Source organism: Phyllobacterium sp. CCNWLW183 (assembly GCF_037203775.1).
Lineage (GTDB): Bacteria > Pseudomonadota > Alphaproteobacteria > Rhizobiales > Rhizobiaceae > Phyllobacterium > Phyllobacterium ifriqiyense.
This window is the reverse complement of the sequence record NZ_JBBCBN010000010.1, coordinates 21286-45171: the sequence shown is the minus strand read 5'-3', so window position 1 is coordinate 45171 and position 23886 is coordinate 21286. Positions and strand designations below refer to the sequence as shown.

General features: G+C 52.5%; 24 protein-coding genes. 9 read left to right on the top strand and 15 right to left on the bottom strand.

Annotated features, from left to right (window positions below; genetic code table 11):
- Positions 1–10 precede the first annotated feature (10 nt).
- Genes V9K95_RS20925 through V9K95_RS20915 form a run of 3 tightly spaced genes read right to left on the bottom strand, consistent with a single transcriptional unit; the run spans position 11 to position 2187 of the window.
- Entirely contained in the window at positions 11–1537 is a 1527-nt protein-coding gene (locus V9K95_RS20925) for a terminase large subunit domain-containing protein (RefSeq protein WP_336442079.1), read from the bottom strand.
- The gene (locus tag V9K95_RS20920; RefSeq protein ID WP_336442080.1) at positions 1534–1947 is read right to left on the bottom strand and encodes a hypothetical protein; all 414 of its coding nucleotides are present in this window, start codon (positions 1945–1947) and stop codon (positions 1534–1536) included. The genes V9K95_RS20925 and V9K95_RS20920 overlap by 4 nt, the downstream gene beginning before the upstream one ends.
- A complete protein-coding gene (locus V9K95_RS20915; protein ID WP_336442081.1) occupies positions 1948–2187 on the bottom strand; it encodes a hypothetical protein in 240 nt (79 codons plus the stop codon). It lies immediately after the preceding gene.
- A 252-nt stretch (positions 2188–2439) separates the two neighbouring features.
- On the opposite strand from V9K95_RS20915, the gene V9K95_RS20910 reads away from it, so the two are divergent.
- Both V9K95_RS20910 and V9K95_RS20905 read left to right on the top strand, forming a co-directional pair.
- Positions 2440–3123 (top strand): DUF5343 domain-containing protein, encoded by a 684-nt coding sequence (locus tag V9K95_RS20910; RefSeq protein WP_336442082.1) that lies wholly within the window; start codon positions 2440–2442, stop codon positions 3121–3123.
- Positions 3113–3592 (top strand): TIGR02391 family protein, encoded by a 480-nt coding sequence (locus tag V9K95_RS20905; protein ID WP_336442083.1) that lies wholly within the window; start codon positions 3113–3115, stop codon positions 3590–3592. Before V9K95_RS20910 ends, V9K95_RS20905 begins: the two co-directional genes overlap by 11 nt.
- Here the strand turns inward: V9K95_RS20905 and V9K95_RS20900 are convergent.
- The 7 genes from V9K95_RS20900 to V9K95_RS20870 all read right to left on the bottom strand — a co-directional run bounded on the left by V9K95_RS20900 (position 3569) and on the right by V9K95_RS20870 (position 10993).
- Complete coding sequence (locus tag V9K95_RS20900; RefSeq protein WP_336442084.1) at positions 3569–3958, bottom strand: hypothetical protein; 390 nt, start codon at positions 3956–3958, stop codon at positions 3569–3571. The two genes, V9K95_RS20905 and V9K95_RS20900, sit on opposite strands and share 24 nt — an antisense overlap.
- Before the next feature lie 556 nt (positions 3959–4514).
- Positions 4515–6116 (bottom strand): TOTE conflict system archaeo-eukaryotic primase domain-containing protein, encoded by a 1602-nt coding sequence (locus tag V9K95_RS20895; protein ID WP_336442085.1) that lies wholly within the window; start codon positions 6114–6116, stop codon positions 4515–4517.
- A 44-nt stretch (positions 6117–6160) separates the two neighbouring features.
- The gene (locus V9K95_RS20890) at positions 6161–6451 is read right to left on the bottom strand and encodes a helix-turn-helix transcriptional regulator (protein ID WP_336442086.1); all 291 of its coding nucleotides are present in this window, start codon (positions 6449–6451) and stop codon (positions 6161–6163) included.
- 262 nt (positions 6452–6713) lie between these two features.
- The gene (locus V9K95_RS20885) at positions 6714–7388 is read right to left on the bottom strand and encodes a hypothetical protein (RefSeq protein ID WP_336442087.1); all 675 of its coding nucleotides are present in this window, start codon (positions 7386–7388) and stop codon (positions 6714–6716) included.
- Positions 7385–8866: a tyrosine-type recombinase/integrase gene (locus V9K95_RS20880; RefSeq protein WP_336442088.1), complete on the bottom strand. Its 1482-nt coding sequence runs from the start codon at positions 8864–8866 to the stop codon at positions 7385–7387. The genes V9K95_RS20885 and V9K95_RS20880 overlap by 4 nt, the downstream gene beginning before the upstream one ends.
- A gap of 296 nt (positions 8867–9162) precedes the next feature.
- A complete protein-coding gene (locus V9K95_RS20875) occupies positions 9163–9798 on the bottom strand; it encodes a glycosyltransferase family 29 protein (protein ID WP_115054231.1) in 636 nt (211 codons plus the stop codon).
- A 4-nt stretch (positions 9799–9802) separates the two neighbouring features.
- Positions 9803–10993, bottom strand: a complete 1191-nt coding sequence (locus V9K95_RS20870; RefSeq protein ID WP_307280626.1) for an alpha-hydroxy acid oxidase — start codon at positions 10991–10993, stop codon at positions 9803–9805.
- Positions 10994–11166: 173 nt separating this feature from the next.
- Here V9K95_RS20870 and V9K95_RS20865 point away from each other — a divergent pair, with 173 nt between their 5' ends.
- Positions 11167–12090, top strand: a complete 924-nt coding sequence (locus tag V9K95_RS20865) for a 2-hydroxyacid dehydrogenase (protein WP_115054233.1) — start codon at positions 11167–11169, stop codon at positions 12088–12090.
- Positions 12091–12123: 33 nt separating this feature from the next.
- On the opposite strand, the gene purU is transcribed toward V9K95_RS20865, so the two are convergent.
- The 5 genes from purU to cobG all read right to left on the bottom strand — a co-directional run bounded on the left by purU (position 12124) and on the right by cobG (position 17277).
- Positions 12124–12978 (bottom strand): formyltetrahydrofolate deformylase, encoded by an 855-nt coding sequence (gene purU / locus V9K95_RS20860; protein WP_115054234.1) that lies wholly within the window; start codon positions 12976–12978, stop codon positions 12124–12126.
- 157 nt (positions 12979–13135) lie between these two features.
- Positions 13136–14551 (bottom strand): precorrin-3B C(17)-methyltransferase, encoded by a 1416-nt coding sequence (gene cobJ, locus V9K95_RS20855; protein WP_336442089.1) that lies wholly within the window; start codon positions 14549–14551, stop codon positions 13136–13138.
- On the bottom strand, positions 14548–15288 hold the full coding sequence (locus V9K95_RS20850) for a precorrin-2 C(20)-methyltransferase (protein WP_336442090.1): 741 nt from the start codon (positions 15286–15288) through the stop codon (positions 14548–14550). Before V9K95_RS20850 ends, cobJ begins: the two co-directional genes overlap by 4 nt.
- Complete coding sequence (locus V9K95_RS20845) at positions 15288–15914, bottom strand: precorrin-8X methylmutase (protein ID WP_336442091.1); 627 nt, start codon at positions 15912–15914, stop codon at positions 15288–15290. Before V9K95_RS20845 ends, V9K95_RS20850 begins: the two co-directional genes overlap by 1 nt.
- A complete protein-coding gene (gene cobG, locus V9K95_RS20840; protein ID WP_336442092.1) occupies positions 15907–17277 on the bottom strand; it encodes a precorrin-3B synthase in 1371 nt (456 codons plus the stop codon). Before cobG ends, V9K95_RS20845 begins: the two co-directional genes overlap by 8 nt.
- Positions 17278–17409: 132 nt before the next feature.
- Here cobG and cbiE point away from each other — a divergent pair, with 132 nt between their 5' ends.
- The 6 genes from cbiE (at position 17410) to V9K95_RS20810 (ending at position 23847) form a co-directional block, all read left to right on the top strand.
- Entirely contained in the window at positions 17410–18624 is a 1215-nt protein-coding gene (cbiE, locus tag V9K95_RS20835; protein ID WP_336442093.1) for a precorrin-6y C5,15-methyltransferase (decarboxylating) subunit CbiE, read from the top strand.
- Between the two features lie 147 nt (positions 18625–18771).
- Positions 18772–19818 carry a DUF475 domain-containing protein gene (locus tag V9K95_RS20830; protein ID WP_115054240.1) on the top strand — a complete coding sequence of 349 codons (1047 nt, stop codon included), beginning with the start codon at positions 18772–18774 and terminating at the stop codon, positions 19816–19818.
- A gap of 65 nt (positions 19819–19883) precedes the next feature.
- Positions 19884–20681 (top strand): mechanosensitive ion channel family protein, encoded by a 798-nt coding sequence (locus V9K95_RS20825; RefSeq protein ID WP_336442094.1) that lies wholly within the window; start codon positions 19884–19886, stop codon positions 20679–20681.
- Between the two features lie 185 nt (positions 20682–20866).
- Positions 20867–21874 carry an AI-2E family transporter gene (locus V9K95_RS20820; protein WP_307280600.1) on the top strand — a complete coding sequence of 336 codons (1008 nt, stop codon included), beginning with the start codon at positions 20867–20869 and terminating at the stop codon, positions 21872–21874.
- 271 nt (positions 21875–22145) lie between these two features.
- Positions 22146–22511: a hypothetical protein gene (locus V9K95_RS20815; protein ID WP_336442095.1), complete on the top strand. Its 366-nt coding sequence runs from the start codon at positions 22146–22148 to the stop codon at positions 22509–22511.
- Between the two features lie 349 nt (positions 22512–22860).
- Positions 22861–23847: an ABC transporter substrate-binding protein gene (locus tag V9K95_RS20810; protein WP_115054243.1), complete on the top strand. Its 987-nt coding sequence runs from the start codon at positions 22861–22863 to the stop codon at positions 23845–23847.
- Positions 23848–23886 lie beyond the last annotated feature (39 nt).

Sequence of the window (23886 nt, the reverse complement as noted above, 5' to 3'; positions counted from 1 at the left end):
CACACTCTCCTTATTGATATCTGGAATATTCTTTCGGCTTCACACTTGGCTTGCCATCCACTGCGGAAATCCCCGGCCCTCTGTGCCAAATACGGGCAGGAGCATCGCCAGATTTCATTGTCACTTTGCCGCCATATCCAAACGAAGCCACAAACGCCTTGGGCTTGCCCGCCACAGTAAGCGCCGTAACCAATGCCCCGGCTGCGGCATTGGCAAGGTCGTCGTGCTGGCCGGGGGGATGGTCCACAATATCTCTGCCAGCGCGGCTTGTACGACGCTCAAGCGCTATGAGCTGGTTTTCAATCGTCGGTAAATCCAGCAGGGCGATGCGACCAGAGTTAATGGCCGGGACGAGAGCAAGATACAGATCGCTCCGGGTCTGCGGCGAAAGCTCGTAATTAATGCCATAACTGCGGAACTTTTCACGGGGCCATTCGCCGCCGTAGCGGTCACCTGTTACGGAGCTCAGCCCATAGCTTTGCAGCAAGGCGGCAAACTCGCGGGTAACGGCATCTGGCGAGAACTTTGGCTTTACCTCGCGCACGGCGTCCAGCACTGCGGTGTCATCCTCAAAATGGGCAATGGCCAGAGTCATGCTGTCGCTGCTGCCACCAGATGGGTCCACAAATCCGTGGTAACGAATGCCGGGGGCATATTGGCGTTCGTATGCACCCTGGTCGATGCAGCTTTGCACAGCCTCACGTGTTAGCAGCGTTTCCACATCGGTGCGGAACTCGGCCAAATACTCGGCGCTTGCGCTTGCCGGGTCGCGCTCCATCGCCTCGTCAATTATCTGCTGGTCGATGGCCGGGTTCATTTCCCGAGTTGTTGCTTTCCAGACCAGTGGCTTGTCCGCCTTGCCCCACATACGGTTGTACGCGTCCCACAGCGCACCACGGCGGGCATATGGGCTGCTGGCGCAAAGCAGCATGGCACCGGGTATCGTGCTCATGCCGGGGCGGATAGCATTTAGAATTGCATAGTCTGGCTCGGCGCTATCATCAGTCGGCCAGAATGCTAACTCGTCACAAAGCACGGCAGCATAGGTATAACCGCGACTGGACTTGTACGAAGCCGTACCGATCTCAATGGTTACGCCGTTTGTAAGGTCAAAGGCCTCGGCGGTTTCGTTTCCTATCAGCTTGCGCAACATGGGTATGTTGGTGAGCATGCCGCGCACGTAGTTCATTATGGTGCGGGCTTGCTTACGGTCGGCAGCGATAACCCGGATGGTGGCCCGCTCTCCCGGCTGCAAGTACTGTTTATATTGGCGGAAGGTGGCCAGATACACGGCAATCAGTGCGAGCACGAAGCTCTTGCCGCCACGCCGTCCCACTATCAGCCATGCTTCGCTAAATGGCTTTTCTGGCAGGGCCATGCGGCCCGTGTGCTTGCGGTAGGTTGCCGTCTGGGCGTCGTCCATGGGCAAGGCAAACAGCGCCGCAAGGAACGCGAACCACATTTCCCATGTCTGGCGTTTTTTAAACCACTGGCCGAATAGGTTGCTGTCAGCGCAGGCTCGTAGAATGTCTATCATTCCGCAGCCTCGCGTCGCATATACTCATCAATGGTGGGGGTAATGTCACGGGAGCGACGCTGTAGCCCGGTAACATCAAGCAGGCGGCGCAGGGTGTTGGACAACCGAGAATATAGGTCTAGGTCGCCTTCGGAAGCTTCCCCGGCCAAGGCAAACCGTACCTCCAGTCGCTCCAGTTCCACCGTCAATGTGCAGGCACGGCGGATAATGCTCTTCTCTGCCTCGCTGCAATTGGCAACTCCGCCGAGATCGTCAATGTGGATGGATATCAAGTCGCGGAAGCGTTTCGCCCAGTGCGTACGACCATCAACGCCGGGGAGAATCTCCTTGCCGTTGGTCACTCGGCTGCGGGCATTGTCGGCGTAGGCTGGCTTAATGCCAGAGGACGGGTGTGCCTTATGTCCGGGCATCTATGGACGCCCTTCGAATATGATGCGTCCGGCCTTGTGGTCGCGGTACAGCAAACGCAGGGCAACCATGCGGTCACTGTTGGTAGCGATAAACGCTTCGACCGTCATGCCATCTTGGTAGCGGATGGCAGCCAGCCTGTTACGCAGGCGGATCACGTCGCGCTCGTTTACACCAGACGACTTACCGGCAGCCTTGGTGGCAGGTACTTTGCTTCTACTTAATGGGTATTTGGGGGCCATTTTATTTCCAGTTTTACCCGTACAGCTAAATTATAGCCTACGCTGGAATCTTAAGCCATTGTTTTTGTTAGTAAATATAAGCTAAGCCGGGCAAATGTTTGCGCCTTGATAAGGCGGGCACGGTGCGAAACGCACATGAATGTGGATATTGTGGATAGCCTCGTAAAATTCAGCAAGTTCAGGGAATAAATGCGAGAATGATCCAGCATTCACAACCGATCAATTAATAAAGTTTGTTATGGAGAAATAAAAATGCCCACTTATCCTTACGTTGCTTCGCCCGGACCGATGGCAAAAACTGTCGAACACTTGCGGAATAGATTTCCTAAAGAACTCACATCGGACACTCTCAAAAAATTGGGCGTTGCACCGAAGAACGAATCTTATGTAATCAATATTATAAGATTTTTGGGCCTCATCGATGAGAATGGAAAACAAATTGATGAGAAATCGAAGGCATTTCATCAAAGCGACGATGAGGCTTTTGCTAAAGAATTTCAGGTTTTGGTTCGCGATGCCTATGCACCATTATTTGATCTTCAAGGCGAAAAGGCATGGACACTTAGCAAGGCCCAACTGATTCAGTTCTTCCGCTCCACCGATCGTTCTACGCAGGTGGTGGGAACTAGGCAGGCTGGTACGTTTCAACTGTTAGCGGCACTTTCGGGCTTTGCGGACATGCCCACCACGCGGGATACGACCTCTAAAAAAGTGGCTGCTCACAAAACCAAAACATCGAGCGAAGCAAGTCCAACCCGAACAGCTCGTCCAGAAAACGTAAGTAGTGCCGCCTCTGTGCCGGTCGCAGTATCCTCAACCGAATCCCGTGTCGGATTGACAGTCCGCATAGAGGTCAATTTGCCCGCCGACGGTGATCAAGAGACTTATGATGCAATCTTCAAAAGTATCAGAAAGAACCTGATTGATGGTGAGTAACCTAGCAGATTTCGAGGGAATCGTTAGGCGCGCTCGCCTTCATACAGAAGGGGAAACTGCGGGCGCGGCAAATACGCACCCTTTTGAGCTCAGAAACATTCACTCAGACTTGGTAAGGCTGGTGCGCAAGCTTTTCGACGATGGCCACTTTACCCATGCAACCTTCGATGCGTACAAATATATAGACGAGGAGATTCAACGTATCTCAGGCATGACAGATTTTGGCAAAAGTCTGATGATGACCGCCTTCAATGAGAAAGGCCCTGCGGTTAAGCTGAACCCTTTGGTTACGAAATCGGAGATCAACGAGCAGGAAGGTTTCAAATATATATTCGCGGGAACTGCACTGGCAATTCGCAATCCACGTGGCCACAGCACCACAATACGCGACGATCCCGACACTTGCTTAGATCACCTCTCTGTGGCTTCGCTCATGCTTAGACGATTAGACGAGGCTGGTCTGCGATAGTATCTGCTTTACTAGCAGGCGCTCAGGAATACTTGGCGGCTCGGTGGCCGCCCCTCCCTCTGGTCGCCTGCAACTGTAAACGGTAGTAGGCGCATGCCGTATGCCTTGCCCTATAATTAAGCGCCAGCGCCCGGCAAATTCCATCGATACCGGAAAATGCAGCAGTTGCTCCACGCACTCGGAGAATAAGAACATATCCTCGGCGATATCGCGGTTCATTGTTATGTCGCCGCGATAGGTTTCCTCGTCCTGCTCTACCGTAAATACTTCAACTGTAATCAGGTCGCCGTTTTTAAACCTCATCACATGGCTTACATGCGGTACAATCCGGAGAGGTTGCGTATGCACAATAGCCAATTTGTTCATGCTTAGCTCCTTTCGTAGCCTTGGCTGTTAATTTTTAGGACCATACAGCGTTGCTCTGTTGCTGCCTGCTGTGTACCAGCGGGCAAAGGGCAAAACGCGCTCGACCGTCCTGGAAAGTGGCAAAGCGCTCGAAGGCCGGGGCAGCCGGGGAGGGGGTTTGCACTGCCGCTACCTCCAATAGTTTCCGTGTAGGGCGTTTTTTGTCCATTTTACAAATGGCCCTACAATCGCCCTACAAAAAAACATATATTTTTTAATATGTTAGCGCACATGTAGGCTGTGTAGGCCGTTTTATATGCGCGCGACATTAAAGAGCTTTTCAGCGTAGCGCATACGGATAATCCCCCGGCCTTAAGATCAGAATCCAAGGTCATTGCGCGGTGTAATTTAGCCGATGCAGCATCGCCCAATAAACGCACATGTAAAAAACAGCCTACACAGCCTACACGCCCTACATACGCGCTATGCAGTTGTATTGGCTCGCGTTTTTTGTAGGGCGATTGTAGGGCTATTTGGATTCGCCAGCTAAAACGCCCTACCCATTGCAGGCTACGCGTCATATGGCATCTCTGTCGACAGGTGGCAGTGGCATCTCAGGCGTGGCCTTAAAGTGCTTACTTGGCACAAAGAACACATTTACGATCTTGCCCTTCAGACGCATGTTCTTGGCGTCGCCATCCAGCTTGCGTATCCTCTTGCCAAGGGCGGTTCGGCTTTCCATGGCAAACTTGCTGCCGGATTGGCGCAGATGCCGCTCTAGAGCCTGCATCAAGAATACATGTATACCGTGGTCTTCATCCTCCCACGGTTTGCCCAGATGGATTTCATCTCTATCTAGGGCGCGGTGCCTGTCCATAACAAACACTTCCAATTGTTCTCGGAACTGCTCATCTTCGCTATAGATATGCTCCTGCGGTATCTCCTCGGCTATGGCGTAAGCGCGGTCGGTATATCTGCCCCAAACTTCTTTGCTGCGGATGAACGGTATCCGTTTGCCAACGTATTCAATGCAGCATTCATTGAACTTCTTCCAATCGGCCAGTTCGGCAGTTGTGGCTTGTACCGTTTTGCCCTCTATCTGGATCAGCCAAAGCTTTTTGCCTTTTTCATCGCGGTCCACCTGCACGCGCTCAATATAAGGCAGCATGGCACCGGACGGCACTCTAACCGGGCTGCCCTTGGCAAGTCCTTTGGCAAATTGCCTTGGCCATATGTCATCAAACGTAGCCTCGTCGCCGCCTTCGTCAGCCTTGCGGGTTAGCCACGCCTTACGCATTGAGCCCTGTGCATCGGCCTCCGGCAAGTCGCAGTCGCGCACATAACGCGCCAAGTCAAAAGCGGCTGCTGCAAGAATACTATTGGCGTGCACGTATCGCAGTTCAAATGGCGCTGTGCCCGCAAACCGCGCCTGCCATAGTGCTAGTCTCTGCATGGCATCCGTCAGGGTGCCAGCCGGGGGTTCTGCCACGGCAGCATTCTCGGCCTCAGCCGTCTGGCTATTATTGGCAATGCGCGCTGCCTTCCGCATGGCTTCTGGCGTAACTTTGCCCCGTGCTATGCGCTCTAGAAATTCTGGGATAGTTTTGGGCAGGCCGTTATGGTCAATATATGGCCGGTCATCACCCAGGAACGGCATATTTAGCTGGTTGCCTATATCACCGTCTGGGTTGCTGGGAAAAAGATCTGGTTTTGATATTCCCAGCTTCTCCGCAAAAGCCCTCAGAGATTTGTGCACCTCCCCGGCTGGTGCCGGTTCACTCAAGAATAGAAATAGATGCGCGCCACCCGACTTTGATTCACACATCACCAAGGGTAGCTTGGCTATCTTAATTCTATTCAATAATTCAAAGCGACGGTCGCTGCCATACTCATCAACGTCAATGCAGCCCCATAAGCATGTGCCATCATCCATCACGGGACTCATGCCAAGCGGGCGTTCTCGGTCTAAATGTTGCTGCCAGTCGTCTACAGTTGCGCCGTGCTTTATATCTTTGCCGAGGTTGTGTTCCCTGAGCGTAATCTTCTCGTCTGGCCGTTCTGCTTTAAGCTTGTCGTATTTGACCAAGTCGTAAGTTAAACTTCGCTCGGTTGGGCCGGGAAATGCCTCGTACATCTGCTGGGCATATTTCTCCCCGGGAGATTTCAATTGTGCGTCCATCCTGTCAGTCCTTTATTGTTCTCAATTTTGTATGACAGGACGCTTCAGCGGCCATTGGCGTTGGCGTAAACAGAACGCCCCTTCAGTTTCGCCTTCTGGTTCTCAATCTCTGTTGCCAGTTCGCCAGTTGGGTTTTCGCGCTGCGCTTTCCATTCCAGATAAGCCTCGCGGGAAATGCGCACTACGGCCCCCGGCGCACGGAATTCCCGTGGCGCTTGGCCGAGGGCACGCCACTTATAATAAGTAGCGGTAGATATTCCCATCAGAGTGCAAAATTCTGGAATAGAATAAAAGCACTCTAATGTATTAATGCTTTCTTTTAATGCATATGTCATGGTGTTTTCTCCATTTGTACTGTAGTTGGCTAATATTACCTTATGTATACTTTCTGCGACAAGCCCTGTGCAATTCGCACGCAAGGTTTATTTATTCACGTTGCGGATTTTGCGATGATATTAACTGCAATCTGACAGCAAATCGGATGCGATGATCTTGGCATGGTCAGCCCTTTCCTGTTGAGCCGGAATTGGCTCATACAGGCAAAGGATCGTTCATCTGGGCTGGGGCGTCACGGTCGCACGCTAAGGGTGCGAAATTTTATTCTACTGTCTGGGCGTCGCGTGCGTGCTGGATAATGGCCCTCAGGGCGTTGGCTTGTTCAAGCCGCTTGTAGTCTTTGCGTTGCAGGTTGTTATTCGTACGTTTCCACGCGGCGGCAAAATCTTCGTCTGGCCGTCGCTCTTCCGAGGCGACAATGCGCTTGGCCATTGCCCGGCAATCCGTCATGGGTTTTCCATAAGTCTTTCTAAGAATCTGCACATAGCTTTCGCAACGGACTTGTGCTTGCTCCTTGGCTAAGCTTGCAGGAGACGCATCGCGGACGTGCAGGGCATTCGCCTTTAGCAGGTCAGCAACTATGGATAGGAAATAGAGTGTCGGAGCATCAGCCTTCAGGCAGTCGGCAAGGGCATGCCATGCGGCTGCATCCCCGGCCTTCCGCCGTTTGTCACCGTTCACTACAGCCTGTTGCTCAACAGCCTTCATAACCGGGCGGCTGGCAAGGTAGGTATCAAACTCTTCGTCTGTTGCCGTGGGGCTTGTATCAGCTGGGGATATGTCCTGCCGGGCAATCCATGCGGCCATATCTTCCAATTTGGCAAGCATGGAGGGCAGCCGGGGGGCTTCGCTGTTCCATTTCCACCAAGCAGGTGCGTCATAGTCAAGTCCAAGCGGCTGTTCCTCTTTACCTAACCGCCATTTCTTGCCCGTCATGTCCGATCCTTTTTCACCAGCATCTCATCGGCCTCCAGCGGTAAAATATCAGCCTTGGAAACGCCGAAACGGCTTTTGTCGGATTTTCCCGGCTGCTGGGCCTTAAACGGAACCACCGTGCCGGGGCTGGTAATGCCGAACTTGGGCGCACCGGCACGGATCGCCTCGTGCATGTAGCTCTTGGTCAGGTGGCCATAGTGCTTTTCTACCATACGGGTATCGGTATGGCCAAGATTGGTGGCTACAACAAGCAAGGGAGTTCCATTCATAATGGCAAGGCTGGCATAGGTATGCCGCAGCTGGTGGAAGCCAATAGCCGGGGTAATTTGGGCGGCCTTGCAGGCAGCCAGCATGGGGCGGTTTTGCAGCGATGCTGCCCACGCTTGCTTTTCCTCGTCGGACATACCCTCCTTACGCCTGCTGGCAGTGTCATCAGCGGCGCGCAGAAACATAAGCTGGTCTGCCGGGCGGCCTGCTGTAAGTTCGTTAAAAAAGGCAATTCCTTCCTCGTCCAAGATAACATGGCGCGGCTTGCCGGATTTGGATTCGTTTATGGCAATCTGCTCGTATTCAAAGTCACGGACGCGCATGCGGCATAGCTCGCCGTAGCGGCAGCCTGTAAGCAGCGCCGCATGGGCAATAGCCCGGAAGCCCGATGCAGCGTCAGCAGCATTAATAAAGCGTTTGGCCTGCTCCACCGTCAAGTAGCCAGCGCGGGCTACTTCCACGGCTTCAAAGGGCTTCAGCTTCACCCATGCCTTATCGCTCGGCACAAGGTCATGGTCGTAAGCGCGGTTCAGCGCTGCCTTCAATATGGTCATAGTGCGATTTACCGTGGCGCGGCGGGCGCGCTTCTCCGCCGGAGTCGCCGGGGCTGGCTTGTAGTTTGCCTCACCAGACTTTTTGGGACGCAGGCGGGCAGGAGCTGCTGCCATGCTGTCGCGCCACTTTACCAGCGTTATCTTGTCCAAACTGGCGATTGCCTTATCCCCGAGCGCGGGCAGTATATGTACGTTTGTCCGGCGCTCGGCATCGTCGCCGGTTTTCTTCTCGGCTTTAAGGTAGGCAATGTAGTCGGCCATGGCCTCGCGCACGGTCAAAGGCTTTGGTGCAGTGGCCACTTCCTTCTCCCCCTCAAGGGCTTCTAGCTTCTGTTCGGCTGCTTTGCGTGCTTGGTTAAAGGACAGCACCTTTTTGCCATCGGCATCCCTGTAGTCGTCAGCACGGCCAAGAACGTATTTCTTATACGGACTGCCCGTTGCCCCGGCTTCCAGTTTTTCATAAACGCGGGCCAGCCATACGCCTTCGGTATTTTCCTTTCTGCGTCTGTATCCCAGATGCAGAACGCCGGGGGTTATTGTGTGGTAGAAAATCTTATCGCCGCCTGCACCCGGTCCTGGCTTTGCCGTACCCGGCAGTTTTTTCAACGCCCGTTTATCTTTATCGCTAAGTGTTGCGTCCTTTATCGTGCGTGCCATTTTGCCATTCTCCTTTTTACCCCAAAGCCGTTTGGGGTAAAACTCAAGTTAATATCCCCGGCCAACTGCATGCAAGTTATATTTAGCCTGCGCATACAAATGTTCGGGAGTAATAGCCGATAAAATTAGGGAAAACAAAGGTTTATTAGAAAGGCTATGGCGTGTAACGGGGCAAATTTGGGCTTACATAAGGTTGCCAAAGGTAGCTGGGTTTTGCCAGTAAAGCGGCCCTCTCACGGCGCAAACAGGGGTTCGATTCCCCTTGGGCGTACCAATTCATCTTTATTGTCAGGTCTTTAAACCAGCGGGAAAATACGTCCCTGTTGGATCTGTTCGTCGACCCAATGCTGTTCATTTCCCCAGGAATGCCTTTTCCAGCCTTGCCAGCTGAAGCCGCAGAACTCAACACGGGTTGAATCCGTTCCGAGAGTTTCAATCACATAGCGGATAGCCAGTACTCCGGAGCTTGGAAAAACCTTACTGAAATCGCTGGTAGAGATATCAAGTATCCGGCAGGTTTCGTAGTAGAATTCGGCGGAGAGGACGGTCGTCTTTTTGCCCAGTGCCTGGACCTTTTTCAATGTTTCTGCCGTCCAATCTGCCTTGCGACCCTTTAAACGGGACAGGAGGTTTGGCCGCGGATGATACTGTCTGACGATTGACGGGTGGTAGGGGAGAATAATCTCCTTCGCATCTCGCACAAACGGCTCTTGCCAATAAGAGGGCGTTTCCAAACGTGCCTGCATTGATTTGCCGGAGTTCATCAGGAAGAGAATATCAGTCTTGCTGCCGGTCAATTCAGGAATGATAACAGCTTCATTGAACCGGATAACGATGTCAGCGCTATCTATGGCGTGAGCCACGCCCGGCCCTACAGGTCCATTGCCAACGATGACAATCCTTTTGAACAGACCTGAGAGCGAACGCGTCATTTTATCAGCCAGTTTTCTTTTTCTTGACCTGAGCCATGCGCGGTTTGGTTTCAAGACCGCTCTTATAGAGATTGTTGCGATCAAGGACCTTCACATCCCGTTCGCCGCACAAAGCCATCGTAATATCGAGCTCCTTGCGGATAATCTCCAACGCTTCCGTCACACCGGCCTTACCGCCAGCGCCCAGACCATAGAGAAAAGCCCGGCCAATGAAGGTTCCTTTGGCGCCAATGGCAAGTGCTTTCAGAACGTCCTGCCCAGAACGAATACCGCCATCAAACAGAACTTCAATCTTGTCACCGACGGCGTCGACGATTTCGGCAAGCACGGAAATGGAAGAGGGAGCGCCATCCAGCTGCCGTCCTCCATGATTGGACACGATGATTGCGTCAGCGCCCGTGGCCGCAGCAATTTTGGCATCTTCAACGTCAAGAATACCCTTGATGATGAGCTTGCCGCCCCATCTTTCCTTGATCCATGCCACGTCACTCCAGGAGAGGCGCGGATCGAACTGTTCAGCGGTCCAGACACCCAGCGACGCCATACTCTCTACACCCTTGACGTGACCGATGATGTTGCCGAACCCACGGCGTTTCGTTTTCAGCATGCCCATGCACCATTGTGGACGGGTCATCATCTGCCAGAGAAAGGATGGTGTTATTTTGGGTGGGGCGGACAGGCCATTGCGAATATCCTTATGGCGCTGGCCGAGAATTTGAAGATCCAGCGTTAGGACAAGAGCTGAGCATTTGGCCGCTTTGGCACGATCAATCAGATTATTGATAAAGTCGCGGTCACGCATGACATAAAGCTGAAACCAGAATGGCTTTTTCGTAACGGATGCAACGTCCTCGATAGAGCAGATGCTCATGGTGGACAGGGTAAACGGAACACCGAAATCTTCTGCGGCTTGAGCTGCGAGCATCTCGCCATCCGCATGCTGCATGCCGGTCAGGCCGGTCGGTGCCAATGCGACTGGCATTGAAACTGGCTGGCCAACCATTGTTGACTCCAAGGTCCGCTCTGCCATGTCGACAGCAACACGCTGACGTAATTGAATCTTGGCGAAATCCTCCTCATTAGCGCGATAGGTGCTTTCGGTCCAGGCGCCTGAATCAGCATAATCAAAGAACATTTTTGGAACGCGACGCTGCGCGATTCTTTTCAGGTCAGCTATTTCCAGATTCTTGGCCATATTCTTCCCGCTTTAAATATCTGTTTTTCATATGAGTGTCTCGGTGAGGCAAGCACTTTGTACGCGATAATCATATACGAGTGAGCGCTTCACGAGTAAATGGTTTGTCATTGTGATCGAAACATCGTTATGTTCAGCATATTCTTCACGCATGATCCATAGGACTCATTCTCATGTCAAAGCAACCACTTCTCATTCTCGGACCGCTTATGCCCTATCTCATTGAAGAGTTGGGTAAAAAGTACGAGATCGAGAAGCTATATGAGGAGAAGGATGCGCTGGGTTTTCTGCAAGCCCATGCGCCACGCTTTGAGGCGGCTGTGACGAGCACTTTCACGGGGCTGAAGGCAGACATGATTGACCTTCTAACCGCCGTAAAAATTGTTTCGTCATTTGGCGTCGGCACCGACTCTCTTGACGTGGCCTATGCCAATAAGAAGGGCATAAAAATTGCCAATACGCCGGATGTTCTCAACGAAGACACAGCAAACATGGCAATAACACTTTTGCTTGCCTCAACGAGAGACATCGTCGCCAATGACCGGTTTGTACGGGAAGGCCGATGGGCGAAGGGCGAAGCCGCTCCTCTGGCGCTCGGCATTGAGGGAAAGAAAGTCGGGCTTGTCGGGCTGGGGCGGATTGGGAGCGTAATCGCGACCAAGCTCTTGGCTTTTGGCTGCGATGTTGTCTACCACACGCGTAACAAGAAGCCCGACATCTCATTTAAGCATTATGACAATCTGGTTGAGATGGCCGGCGACTGCGCAGCATTGATTGCTATCCTGCCGGGCGGCGAGGCAACGCAGGGTGTCATTTCTCGCGAAGTTTTGCAGGCACTTGGGCCCGAGGGAACATTCATCAATGTTGCTCGCGGAACCGTCGTTGATGAAATTGCACTGGTCGAATTGTTGAAGTCAAAGGAACTCGGCCGGGCCGGGCTTGACGTTTTTGTTGACGAGCCCAACGTGCCTGCGGACTTGTTCGCATTGGATAATGTAGTTCTACAGCCGCATATGGGCAGCGCCACGGTTGAAACCCGCAAGGCCATGGCTGACCGCGTTGTCTCCAATCTCGATAATTATTTCGCGGCCAAATAGGCCGCGAGCAACTTCCGTTCAGGCAAGAAAGCTTTAGCCGAAGACGACTGTCTTGTGGCCATTGAGCATAACGCGCGATTCAAGATGCTTCTTGACCGCGCGGGCCAACACTCGGCTTTCGATGTCACGGCCCGTGGCTACAAAATCTTCTGCGCTCATGGCGTGGGTTACGCGTTCAGTTTCCTGTTCGATAATGGGACCTTCATCAAGGTCGGGCGTCACGTAATGAGCCGTTGCACCAATCAGCTTCACGCCTCGCTCGAAAGCCTGGTGATAAGGCTTTGCACCTTTGAAGCTTGGCAGGAAGGAGTGGTGAATATTGATAACCTTGCCAAAAAGCCGCTTCGAGAGATTGTCGGAAAGGACCTGCATGTAGCGGGCAAGAATCACAAGATCAGCACCAGTGTCTTTGACAATTTTGAGCAGCGCATCTTCTTGCTCTTTCTTGTTGTCTTTTGACACGGGAAGCACGTGATATGGGATGCCTTCGTGGTCGGCAAAACGTCGGCTGTCTTCATGATTGGAGACGATCGCTGCGACTTCCGCATCGAGCCAGCCTACCTTGATCTGATAAATCAAGTGCAGCAAAGCGTGGTCGAAACGCGAGACCATGATAATGATTCTTGGCTTCTTTGATTGATCGATGAGGCTTGTCTTCATATCGAAGCGAGTAACAGCAGGTTTGAGCGCTCGCTCTACATCGTCTTTCGATGTTCCTTCGGCAGCCGTAAATGCAATGCGCATGAAGAAGCGGTTGGTTTGGCGATCCCAGAACTGATTGCTTTCAGCAATATTGGCATCCATGCCTGCCAGTTCTGTGGTTACCGAGGCAACAATTCCTGGCCGGTCTTCACAGGTAAGCGTCAGGACATAATTCTGGTCTGGCATGGGAACTCCGTCTGTCGTCATTCAGTTATCTTGGCAATTGTGCGGGATCATAGGGGGCACCGTTGAAATGCGTCGACACAAAAACGAAGTGCTCAGTCCTTTTTCCGGCATCCTTGACCGAGGCGATTGTCTTTTGTCGATTAGATGATGGATTACATCAGGAGTCAGGCTTGATGCCATACCATCGGGGTGTGTAAGTCCATTCCCCGCCATCCGTTTTGGGAAAACTGCGCGTTAATGACGAGCCGACAATGATGACCGTACGCATGTCGACCTGTTCTGGCGTTAAGTCTTCCAGCCGTATCGTCCGCAGGGTCTCCGCCGGGCGGCCAATATCACGGCCCAGGACAACCGGCGTATCGGGATTGCGATGCTGGCGCAGCAACTCTATTGCCCGGGGCAATTGCCAGGGCCGCGGCTTGGAAATCGGGTTGTAGAAGGCAAAAGCAAAATCTGCTTCGGCGGCCAGTGAAATGCGTTTTTCGATAATCTCCCAAGGCTTCAGATTATCCGACAATGAAATGATGCAAAAATCATGACCAAGGGGCGCACCGCTTTTGCTCGCTGCAGCAAGTGCAGCAGAGACACCCGGCAATATTTCCAGCTCTACACTATGCCATGCGGGATTGTCGGAGTCGTGCAAAGCTTCGATCACCGCTGCAGCCATGGCGAAAACGCCCGGGTCACCGGAAGAAACCATGACCACGGACCGGCCTGTTGCAGCAAGTTCAAAAGCATGGCGGGCACGCTGCATCTCTTCGCGATTATCGGTCGCATGGATGGTCTGGTTGGGCCGAAAGGTTCCAGCCATGCGAATATAGGTTTCATAGCCAAGAATGTCTTGAGCCTGTTGCAGTGCATGTTTGACGGCGGGAACCATAAAATCGGGATTGCCTGGGCCAAGACCTATAACACTGAGTTTTCCTCGTGGACGAGTCTGATCGACCTGCGCTGTTGATTGAAATACCAATTCATTTTCGCCTGCGACCACGTCATCGGGTGTCACCCGGATAAGCAATTCGCCCTCATCATTCAGCGGCAGACGTGCATCGGCAAGCCAAGGCGCACTTCCTTCTATGCGCACGGTCTTTCCGGCAAGCATATCGGCAATGAACTTCTTGGCATTTCCGGGATTCTTCAGCTGGAATTCGGGCGGTGGATTTAGCAGGCATGTCCCGAAACGAAGCTCGCCGGAGGTGGTGATAGCAGCTGGAACATTGAGAATCGTAGCAATCTGGCGCGCCAGAATATTGACGCCAGTCGTTCCGCCGAGCAGCGGGACCACCGTGCTACCATCATCCGCGACGGCAAGTACAGGCGGCTCCCCGCCCTTGTTCTCCAAGATGGATGCGAGCGAACGAATGATAATTCCTGCCGAGCAAAGTGCGATAATGGGATGGCCTGACTGATAAAGCTGGCGGACAGTGTCACCAAAATTTTCGAAGCTTTCGTCAGCCCCTTCGACGCGCGTATCAAGCCCGTAGATGGTGCTTCCATCCAAGGCCGACTTAATTTGCAATGCTGTTTGCAAACCTAAGGCGGAGAGAACCAAAATAATGGGGGAGGCCATCATTCGCCGTTGCCTTGCCACTTTTCTCCGGGAACCAGAATCAGCGAGAAGTAGGGGGATGACGCCGGATCCACTTCGCTGAGCGGTACGATTTTCTGGGCGTCCATAGTCGCCCGTTCAACGTAAAGCGCGCGGTCCATCAGGCCGAGCTCAGCAATAACATCACGCACCTTTGCGAGGTTTTTGCCAAGCTTCATAATCGCTGCGGCTTCCGTGGCGGCAAGTCTTGTCTTCAATTCTTCCGCCGGAAGCACTCCGGAGAGAACCGTCAGGGTTTGATTGCGGTAGACAAGCGGGGCGCCAAGAACTGCCGCGCCACCCAGGATCGAACACACACCGGGCACGACCTCTGTCTGATAGTCTTCGGCCAGGCGATCATGGATATACATGAATGAGCCGTAGAAGAAGGGATCGCCTTCAGCGATGACTGCCACATCTGATCCCGCATCCAGATGAGTGCGCAAAACGCCGGTGATTTCGCTGTAAAAATCGCTGACAATCGCCTCATAATTCATGTGGGCTGGCAATATCTCGGTTGTAACCGGATAAATCAGCGGCACCAGCAACTGGCTGTCGCTGAGGTATTTTTCAACAATGGTCAGAGCATTACCCTTTTTGCCCTTTGCGGCATGGTAGGCTACGACCGGCGCAGACTGAAGTAGCCGCAACGCCTTCAATGTGATGAGCTCGGGATCGCCGGGGCCGACGCCCAGTCCGAACAGTCTTCCCTGCGCCGCCATTATTCTTTCTCCGACGCAAGCGCATTAATGGCGGCTGCAGCCATGGCGCTGCCACCACGACGCCCATGAACAACGACAAAAGGAATGCCATGGGTATTTTCGGCAAGCGCAGCTTTTGATTCCATTGCACCGACAAAGCCAACTGGAAAGCCAAGCACCAGTGCGGGACGCGGAGCGCCTTCCTCAATCATTTCGAGAAGCCGAAAAAGCGCGGTTGGAGCATTGCCAAAGGCAACGACAGCCCCCTCCAGATGAGGATGCCAGAGTTCAAGAGCCGCAGCAGAGCGTGTGTTACCCATCTCCATTGCCAGTGCTGGCACGGAGGGGTCGTTCAATGTGCAGATGACTTGATTATCACGAGGCAAGCGGGCGCGTGTGACGCCCTCCGCAACCATGCGCGCATCACATAAGATCGGTGCGCCTGCAAGCAAGGCGTTTCGTCCTGCTCTCGCCGCGCCATCCGAAAATGCCAGATCCTCAATCACATCAACCATCCCGCAGGCATGGGCAACGCGCACGGCAAGTTTTTCCAGATCGGCAGGAATGCGGCTTAGGTCAGCCTCAGAGCGAATGATAGCGAAGGAGCGATCATAGATCGCTTGGCCATCGCGAATGTAGTCAAGCATGTGATGGCCCCCCGGAGCCGAAATTAGCGCCGATCAGTTCGGCCGATTCCTCGATAGTGCGGTTGCTAGCCAATAGCTTGCCAAATCGCGACGGTCCATTGGTCACTTGCAGAAAGATATCATAGCGACCCGCAGAGGTTGCTACGAGCGTTACGGGTTTTGCCATAGGTGAGGCGCAGGACTTGCTGCATCCGGTAAGGTGTATTTGCGGCATCTCGGATTTGCCGGCAAGCAGGGTGGCGAGGCGGATACCATCCGATTGCGTCGCTGCCAGCGCGGATTTGCAGCCAGCCGATCCGGAGCAGCTGATCATCGTTGCAATGGGCTCCAGAGGATCACTGGTAAGCCCAAGTGCACGCAGTGCATCGAGCGCATCTTCGGCATGATCCTTCGCTACTCCGGATAAAAGCACACTTTGCCATGGCGTCACTTGCAGCGCCCCTGAGCAGTAACGATCGGCAATCGCGGCCAGATTACGCAGCATATCGGGATTTAAGCGACCAAGTGGTGGCATTGCGCCGACCATCTGGAAACTCGCATTGGAGGTTTTCACGATACTCAGATGACCATTTGCCTGCGGTGGGGTCCTGCGCCACTGACCGAGATCTGCATTGCGGAGAGACTCGTCAAATCGCCCCTCAACACGACCAATAAAGTGATCCCGGCCCAAATCCGCAAGCATATGGCGTAAACGCGATGCATCTGGATTGGCAATGTTCCATTCGATGAAAAGATCGAGAATGGCGGTTACCAGTTCGAAGGATTTCTCTGTGCTGACTAGTCCCAGAGCGGATTGATCCCCTGCAAGAACAGGGGGAGTGCCAGCGATACCAAAGGCGTAGGCAGAAGCCGGATTTTCCGGGTTGATCGGGCTTAGCCAAAGATCGTGCGGATGAGTGACCATAGCAACATCCTCACCTCCATCGATGAGTATACAGAATTTGGGTGAGAGCGTTTGATAGCGAAGGTTTGTCTGCAATTCTGTCAGAATGCGCGTAGCCAGAGGCCTGATGTCGCTTTTTTTATCGTCTTGTCCGACAAGCGGGCTGATCATGACATTGCGTATGTCATCCCCCTTGTCAGTCAGAGGCCCCAACCCGAGCGCGAGCAAACTGTCGACAAGCGCGTCTTCGCTGTCCGGGCGAACGCCGCGGATTTGCATATTTGCCCGATTGGTAATGTCGATGATTCCATTACCAAACTCTTCAGCGGCCCGGGCTATCCCTCTTGCCTGATCGGAAGTGAGGTTGCCGAACGTCAGTTTTACCCGGCATATTCCGCCATCCAGCGCTTGTGCCATACGAAACAACCCCGGACAGGCGGAGCGCCGGTCGTGGACTAAAGTTTTGCGGACGGGTTTCATTATCGGGCTCATGGCTTTGACGGTTTTACAGGATGGCGCAGGGTGTGCCAACCATTCTCATCGCTGTAACCTTCGTTGACCCATCTTGCGCTTTCGGGCATGCATGGCATTGAATGCTCAACGAGATAGATGATGGCGCAGTGGCTCACGATAATCGGGATTGGTGAAGACGGATATGAGGGGCTTGGGCAGAATGCACGGGCCGCCCTGAAAGCTGCGGGCACCATATTCGGCGGCAAGCGTCATCTTGATCTCCTGCCCGAAGAATTTGGCGCGAAGCGTATAGCATGGCCGACACCGTTTTCAGACGCCTATGCGATGTTGCTTGCCTTGCGTGGAAACGCAGTTGTCGTTCTGGCAAGCGGCGATCCGATGCATTACGGCATGGGGGCAACGCTCACGCGGTACCTGAGCGCGGAGGAAATGCTGGTTTTGCCTTCGCCTTCATCATTCTCGCTTGCTGCTGCTGCCATGGGTTGGCCCATACAAGACATAGAGTTGCTCAGTGTTCATGGACGAGCGCTCGAAACCTTGGCGAAGTCCTTTGTGCCTGATGCAAAGCTGCTTATTCTCAGCAATGATGGTGAAACGCCTACCCATGTGGCACGGCTTTTGATCGAATCGGGCTTTACTACGGCTCGTCTGACTGTGCTCGAGCATTTAGGAGGCGAGAATCAACGGCGCATTGATGGTGTTGCACAAAGCTGGAACCAATTGCGTTGTGCAGACCTCAATATTCTTGCAGTGGATTGTGGGCAGCCTGATCAATTCTCGCTCTCATATCCCCTTATGGCGGGTCTGTCAGACGAGGCTTACCAACATGACGGGCAGTTGACGAAGCGGGATGTGCGAGCAGTAACCTTGGCGCATCTGGCACCCTTGCCGCGCGAATTGCTTTGGGATGTCGGAGCAGGATGCGGCTCGATCGGCATTGAGTGGATGCGCTCGCACCCGACATGCAAGGCGATTGCGATCGAGGCCGACGAGAAGCGGCAGGCTCTTATTGTCCAGAATAGTAAAACGCTTGGCGTGCCCGGCCTCGAACTTGTGCGGGGGCAAGCGCCGGATGCACTGGCGGAACTCAACACTCCCGATGCGATTTTCATCGGCGGGGGCGTGACTGATCCCGGGGTTTTGGATGCATGCTGGCTTGCATTGAAGCCGGGTGGCAGGCTTGTCGCAAATGCTGTTACCATTCAAAGCGAAATGGCGCTGGTCGGTTGGCGGGAAGTGCATGGTGGAGATCTTATCAAGCTCAGCGTGTCGCATGCGCAGCCGCTTGGAAGCTTTGATAGTTGGCGATCAGCCTTGGCCGTTACTATTTATACCGTTCGCAAGCAGGTGTAAGGAGTTCGCGACAGGATTAAGACAGGATTATGCTTTCTAAGGGTAGTGGGAGATTGCATTCGGGTGGAAATTCATATTCTTAACGTAATAAAAAACGTTGAAGTCCCGTCCTGATGGCAATCAGGGAGTCAGGAGCAGGAAACACGCATGGCAACTTATAAATATTTCATCTGGCCAATTCTTTTCACAATTTTCGGATTGGCGGCCGGGGCCTGGATAGGCTTCATCTACTCCGGAAATATACAGGGCGCATTGTCGGTGCTGTTTATCTGCGCTGTGCTTGGTGTATTGGAAATATCGCTGTCATTCGACAACGCCATCGTAAATGCCAAAATACTCAAGGACATGGACCCGGTCTGGCAGCATCGCTTCCTGACATGGGGCATCATCATAGCCGTTTTCGGCATGCGCATTGTTTTCCCGCTTGCCATTGTGGCAGTTGCCGCCTGGATTGATCCGATTTCCGCGATGAAACTGGCCATCTCCAATCCTGAAGAATATGCGCGCATAATGAAGGAGGCGCATGTCGGAATCGCTGCTTTTGGCGGTACTTTCCTCCTGATGGTGGGGCTTAAATTCTTCTTCGATCATGAGAAAGACGTTCATTGGATCAAGCTCATCGAAAGCCGTGCATCCCGCTTTGCATCAATTCAGGGCATTGAAGTCGGCGTTGTTCTTGTCCTGATCATTTTCTTCTCCCGCCAACTCGTTGGAGAAGACTCGGTAACGTTCCTGACATCGGCCATTTACGGGCTGCTTACATTCCTCGTTGTCGAAGGCATCGGCGCAGTGCTGGATGCCACGCAGGAGCAGATGGATACTGTTCACAAGGGTGGATTGGGCGCATTCCTGTACCTCGAAGTGCTGGATGCGAGTTTTTCTTTCGACGGTGTCATTGGCGCTTTTGCCCTTTCAACCAACCTTTTTGTCATCGCCATCGGCCTTGGTATCGGTGCGTTCTATGTAAGGTCGCTCACAATCATGCTGGTCGAAAAGGAAACGCTCGGTCAGTATCGATATCTGGAGCACGGCGCATTTTATGCGATCCTCGTTCTAGCAGTCATCATGTATTGCCAGACACTGTTCCACATTCCGGAAGTAATCACCGGTCTGATTGGTGCAACGCTGATAGTATTCTCGCTGGTTTCGTCGATCATTTATCGTCGCCGTAATCCGGAAGCTATCGAAGCTTAGCCGTTTGACGGAACTATCCGAACGCCATAGGGGTTGAACCTTCTTGCCAAAAGGAGACCACCCCTATGGAACTTGATCCCCAGAACTCCCTTTCCGCCATTCAGGCAGCGATTGATCAAGCCAGAGTGCTGATCGTCACCTATTCATTCTCGGTCATAGGCGCGATCTTGTTGCTGGTCGTCGGCTTTCTTGCCGCTCGTTTGGTAGAGCGCTGGGTCTATGCTGGACTTGGGCAGGTGAGCGGGTTTGACATGACCCTGCGCCGGTTCTTCTCAAAGATTGCGCGCTATATGGTCTTAGGCCTTGTAATCGTTATGGTTCTTGGCCAGTTCGGAATTCAAACCGCGTCGATGATAGCTGCCATTGGTGCAGTCGGTCTGGCCATTGGCCTGGCGCTGCAGGGAACCTTGCAGAATATTGCTGCGGGGATCATGTTGCTTGCGCTTCGTCCTTTGCGTATTGGCGAATATGTAGAGGTCGGCAGTATTTCGGGCACCGTCGAGGAAATCGGACTATTCGCAACACGTTTGCGCTCTGCCGATGGTATATATTTGCTTGCGCCAAATTCAACTCTTTGGACTCAGCCGGTGAAGAATTTCACGCGCAATGGTGCAAGGCGAAATGACATCACGATTACTATTGATAATGCTGACGACTTCGACGAGATACAAGCAACGCTGACCGCTCTTGCCGTAAACAGTCCTTATGTGAAAGAAACCCCCGCCCCGGATACATTCATTGCTGAGTTGGGCGAAACGACGATGAGTGTAACGCTACGATATTGGACGACCGTCCCGGATTTTCTTTCCGCAAAAATCGAGCTGAACAAGAGCGTAAGAAAAGCGTTGAATGTCAAAGAATAGCGGATAATCAAATCATTTGCATTGCATCGGTAAGTGATCGGTTTTTATGGATGAAATACCAAAAAATAATCTGTGCCAGGCGACTATTGCCATAGCGGAGCATCAATTCTTGTAATTGGCCTTGCGCAGCAAGAGGTTTCAAGTCTAGGAACGTTCCATCCATTTTCTCCTTGTTTGGTGACCTCTTGCAGACGATCTCAAAGCCTCAAATAGCTTCGTATATATTGGCACTTGTCGCACTTGTAGGCGCCCTTCAACTTGGATTGCTTTCCGCGCTTCTGGCTGGACTTCTGGTCTATAGTCTGGTGCATATGGCCGCCCCTTTACTTGGAAGAATGGGCGTTTCCAATGGTTTAACAAGAACATTGGCGCTGGCGATACTTGCGCTAATTTTTATACTTCTCGTCGTTATTGGTGTGATGCGGGGCATGGTGCTGCTGACCGATGGGTCGGAAGGCATAGTTTCACTGTTCCAAAAAATGGCTGAGATCATTGATACAGCGCAGCTTCATCTGCCGACTTGGGCGCGTGACTATTTTCCATCCAACCTTGAAGAGCTGGAAAGCTTTGCCGCCGCATGGTTACGCAATCATGCCGGGCAATTACAGCTCGTCGGTCGCGATATTGGTGTCCTGCTCATACGGATCATCCTTGGCATGGTCATTGGTGGATTGATCGCGCTGACATCTGTATCACCGACCAAAAAGCCCGGCCCTCTGGCTGTAGCCCTGACAGAGCGCGCAGCATTGTTAAGCAATGCATTTCGCAATATCGTCTTTTCGCAGTTGCGTATTTCTGCGTTAAACACATTTTTTACCGGAATTTTCCTGGCCGTAGTATTGCCAGCGTTTGGCATTCACTTGCCATTGGTCAAGACCATGATTGCAGTAACATTTTTTGTCGGTTTGCTTCCAGTCATAGGCAATTTGATATCAAACACTGTAATCGTCATTGTTGCGCTCAGCGTTTCCTTCGGCGCCGCGGTCGGATCTCTCGCATTTCTGATTATTATTCATAAGCTTGAGTATTTTATGAATGCGAAGATTATCGGGTCGCGTATCAAGGCTGCCGCCTGGGAATTGTTGCTTGCAATGATTGTTTTTGAAGCCTGGTACGGCATTGCTGGACTTGTCGCTGCGCCTATCTACTATGCTTATCTCAAGGACGAGTTGAAGCTGCGCGGCTTGATTTAAATGGCGGCGATATGTCTGTTGGCCAATGTCGCGAAGCGCCCCCATTCAACCAAGCACAACTAAAACACATCCTTGGATTGTAAATTTTGGGCAAGAATCGAAGGTTTTTCAGCAAATCTTCGGATATTTCCGGGAAAAGAGAGGCGGGTCCCGATTTTCTCTGCCACTTTTTCACATATTTGAGACGCCGTTGGGCCAGTCCTATAAATTCCACTGGCCCGACCGGCACCATCATTATAAGTTACATGTAATTTGAAATCTGGAGTTGCACATGTCGTCATTTCCAAATGAGGTTCGTTCCATCCTCAATCGAGTCATTGGATCTTCTCCGGCTGACCTTCGTCTGGTTGCCCAGCGTCTGCATGACCATGCCGTTGAAGAGCGTATGCCCGTTGACGAGGTGAAAACAAATCTCGCACTGCTGGGCTATGCCACGATTTCAGATTTTTGCCGTGATCTCGATTTGCCGCCTCATGTGGCAGAGCGCTGGGAGCGTTTTGGCGTATCATCAGAGATGAAACAGGTTTTCGGCATGCTGCTTAATCAGCGTAAAAAATTTGCCGCTGCCGCTGCCGAGTTTGAGGCCATTACCCATGTCGGCCTGATGGATTTTTTACGCAGCCGAGGTGTGCTTTAAAATAAGTCGAGCCGATCTATCGAATGTCTTGTCATAAGCTTGACGATCAGCCCAGCTAAGGGTTCCGGACCGGGCCTTTCGGTTCTAAGACCCTGATCAAGATGAGATGCGAACACTAAAATCTGTCGGCTAAGTTTTCTAACCGTCACCGGGTCTCCAGCGATTTTTTATGAATTCAGTTTTGTTTGTCACATAAGTTTCATTGTTCAAATGTATTTGACAAAAGACAATTGAACATGGACACTCCTCCGGCATGACAGGTCGAAAAGAACCGGGAATGCACGGAGGAGGATTTTTCGTGGGCACATGTCCCCCCGATTAAACCGAATCCCCTTTGGGAGGAGAAAAAATGAATAAGTTTCTTAAAATGACACTCGGCGTGCCAGCTCTTTTTGCTGTGTCGCTGGCTTTTGGTGCGGCCAATGCTGAAACGCTTAGCCTTTACACATCACAGCCCGATGCTGATGCAGCAAAAACCGTCGAGGCATTTCGCAAGGTTAATCCAGATATCGAGGTGCAGGTGTACCGGTCTGGTACAAGCGATATTTTGAGCAAGCTGGCGGCGGAGTTTTCTGCCGGTGCCACACAGGCCGACGTATTGCTGATCGCAGATGCGGTGAGCATGGAAGGCCTGAAGAAACAGGGCAAACTCCAGGCCTATGACAAGGCTAATGTCGAAGGTTTCAGCAAAGACTCTTTTGATAAGGACAAGACCTATTTCGGTAGCAAGCTAATCACTACAGGCATCGCCTATAATTCAGCTGCAACGGCTAAGCCCGAACATTGGGCAGACCTTGCCAAGCCGGAATATAAGGGCATGATCGTCATGCCAAGCCCACTTTATTCTGGTGCCGCAGCCTATCTGCTGAGCGGTTTCGTCGGCAATCCCGAACTTGGCTGGGACTATTTCGACAAGCTCAAGGCCAATGAAACAGTAGCCGTACGCGGCAATGGCGCGGTGCTGAAATCCGTAGCCAGCGGAGAGAAGCCTTATGGCATCCTTGTCGATTTCATGGCGCTGAATGCAAAGGCCAAAGGCTCTCCGGTTGAATTCGTTTTCCCCTCGGAAGGTGTTCCTGCGGTGACGGAACCAGTCGCGATCATGTCTGGCACGAAGAACCTTCCTGCCGCGCAGAAATTCGTAGACTTCATCCTTTCGGATGATGGACAGAAACTGGCGCTTGCACAGGGCTATCTGCCTGCCAAACCATCGATTGGCCGTCCTTCCTGGCTGCCTGAAGGTGTTGAAATCAAGGTAATGCCAATCGAAACTCTGAAGGTTCTCGAAGCGACTGACGCTGACAAGGCGAAATTCTCCGGAATGTTCGGCGGCTAAAACTATTCCGGCAAGAGAGTTCAATTGAGTTCTCTTGCC